We start from the raw sequence: 2,125 nt of genomic DNA on the forward strand, positions 1-2,125 counted from the left end.
AAGAAATGCAGAAAGAAATGCACAAAAAGCTTTCCGACCTCGGCAGATTTTATGCGTTCGTAGGGGAAGCTGGCGTGATGCTCGGAAAGCTTGGAAAGGATGCGAAACCGTTTGTTGACCGAATGAGAGAGCTGGCTGGAATTGCATGGAATGCTCAAGCTCGGGCAGAAGAGCTACCAAGCGGCAGCGATCATCCAATGCTTGGCAATGACCCAAAGCCACCTGCAATCGAGTGATCCCGCACAGGTCAAATAAGCTGCACGCATCAGACACAACCCTTCTCAGCAGTCGCCGCAGGCACCAACACCTTGCCTGTGGCACCTCTAATCTCACGGAAATTAGCGTTCACATTGCCCAGTGTGAACGAAGCCTATATTTTGTGAACGTTCTGAAGAAATCCAGAAGCACAAAAAAGGGCCCACCTTTCGGTGAGCCCTTCCAGACCGCCCAGCAGAGCGGATTTTGTTTGGTAGGCGCGATTGGACTCGAACCAACGACCCCCACCATGTCAAGGTGGTGCTCTAACCAACTGAGCTACGTGCCTGCTGTGAGGCGGCATTCTACGGAATTCCGGAGGGGTGTCAACACCTTTTTTCGCGCTAACCCTATGAATATGCAAAATATTTAATTTTGTCGGTACGAAGAAGATTTTCCGGGTGGCTGGCGGGCGATTTTCAACTCGGGTAGGATCAATGCATTCGTAAAATATATTAAACAGAGGCTGCCGGATGGCTAACACTCCCTACCCCGAGTCCTATTACGCAGCATCGGCCAATGCGGCTCCGCCGCGCCCGGCGTTGCAGGATGACGTCGAGACCGATGTCTGTGTGATTGGCGCCGGTTATACGGGGCTGTCCTCTGCCCTGTTTCTGCTGGAGAGCGGCTTCAAGGTCACGGTGCTCGAAGCCGCCAGGGTGGGGTTCGGGGCGTCCGGGCGTAATGGTGGGCAGATCGTTAACAGCTATAGCCGCGATATCGATGTCATCGAGCGCACGGTCGGTCCCAAGCAGGCCCAGTTGCTGGGGCAGATGGCGTTCGAGGGTGGGCGAATCATTCGTGAGCGGGTCGCCAGGTACAACATCCAGTGCGACTTGAAGGACGGCGGTGTGTTCGCCGCAATGACCGCCAGGCAGATGGGGCATCTCGAGTCCCAGAAGCGCCTGTGGGAGCGATTCGGCCATACCCAGCTCGAGCTGATGGATCAACGTCGCATTCGCGAGGTGGTTGCCTGCGATCAGTATGTCGGCGGGATGCTCGACATGAGTGGCGGCCACATCCATCCGCTCAACCTGGCGCTGGGTGAAGCGACGGCGGTCGAGTCCCTGGGCGGGACGATTTATGAGCAGTCGCCGGCGGTGCGCATTGTGCGCGGCGCCAACCCTGTTGTGCACACGCCGCAGGGCAAGGTCCGGGCCAAATTCATCATCGTCGCCGGTAACGCTTATCTGGGCAATCTGGTGCCGGAGCTGGCCGCCAAGTCGATGCCTTGCGGCACTCAAGTGATTACCACCGAGCCACTGGGCGAAGAACTGGCGAAGACCCTGCTACCTCAGGATTACTGCGTCGAAGACTGCAACTACTTGCTCGACTACTACCGCCTCAGCGGCGACAAACGCCTGATTTTCGGTGGCGGCGTGGTGTACGGCGCGCGGGATCCGGCGAACATCGAAGCGATCATTCGACCGAAGATGCTCAAGGCATTCCCGCAACTCAAGGACGTGAAAATCGATTACGCGTGGACGGGCAACTTCTTGCTGACCTTGTCGCGCCTGCCCCAGGTCGGACGCTTGGGCGGCAACATCTACTACTCCCAGGGCTGCAGCGGCCATGGCGTGACCTACACGCACCTGGCGGGCAAGGTACTGGCCGAAGCGCTGCGCGGCCAGGCCGAGCGTTTCGACGCCTTTGCCGACTTGCCCCACTACCCGTTCCCCGGCGGACAAATGCTGCGTACGCCGTTCGCGGCATTGGGCGCCTGGTATTACGGATTGCGGGACAGGTTCGGCTACTAAGCGGCACGCAATACACTGTAGGAGCGAGCCTGCTCGCGATATCGGTCTAGCAGCCAACGAATATGTTGGATGTTACGACCTCATCGCGAGCAAGCTCGCTCCCACAGGTTTTT

1 protein-coding gene, 1 tRNA gene and 1 pseudogene are annotated in these 2,125 nt (G+C 58.0%); 2 read left to right on the plus strand and 1 reads right to left on the minus strand.

The window, feature by feature from the left end; genetic code table 11:
- A pseudogene (locus tag ACXRVY_RS25645) lies at positions 1-236 on the plus strand (hypothetical protein); the annotation flags it as partial.
- 231 nt (positions 237-467) lie between these two features.
- On the opposite strand, the gene ACXRVY_RS25650 reads toward ACXRVY_RS25645, so the two are convergent.
- Positions 468-544, minus strand: a tRNA-Val gene (locus ACXRVY_RS25650).
- 184 nt (positions 545-728) lie between these two features.
- Between ACXRVY_RS25650 and ACXRVY_RS25655 the strand changes: the two genes are divergently transcribed.
- Positions 729-2,012: an NAD(P)/FAD-dependent oxidoreductase gene (locus ACXRVY_RS25655; protein ID WP_223457105.1), complete on the plus strand. Its 1,284-nt coding sequence runs from the start codon at positions 729-731 to the stop codon at positions 2,010-2,012.
- The last annotated feature ends 113 nt before the right edge of the window (positions 2,013-2,125 follow it).

The sequence above is a fragment of the Pseudomonas sp. P5_A2_2 genome, assembly GCF_054177685.1.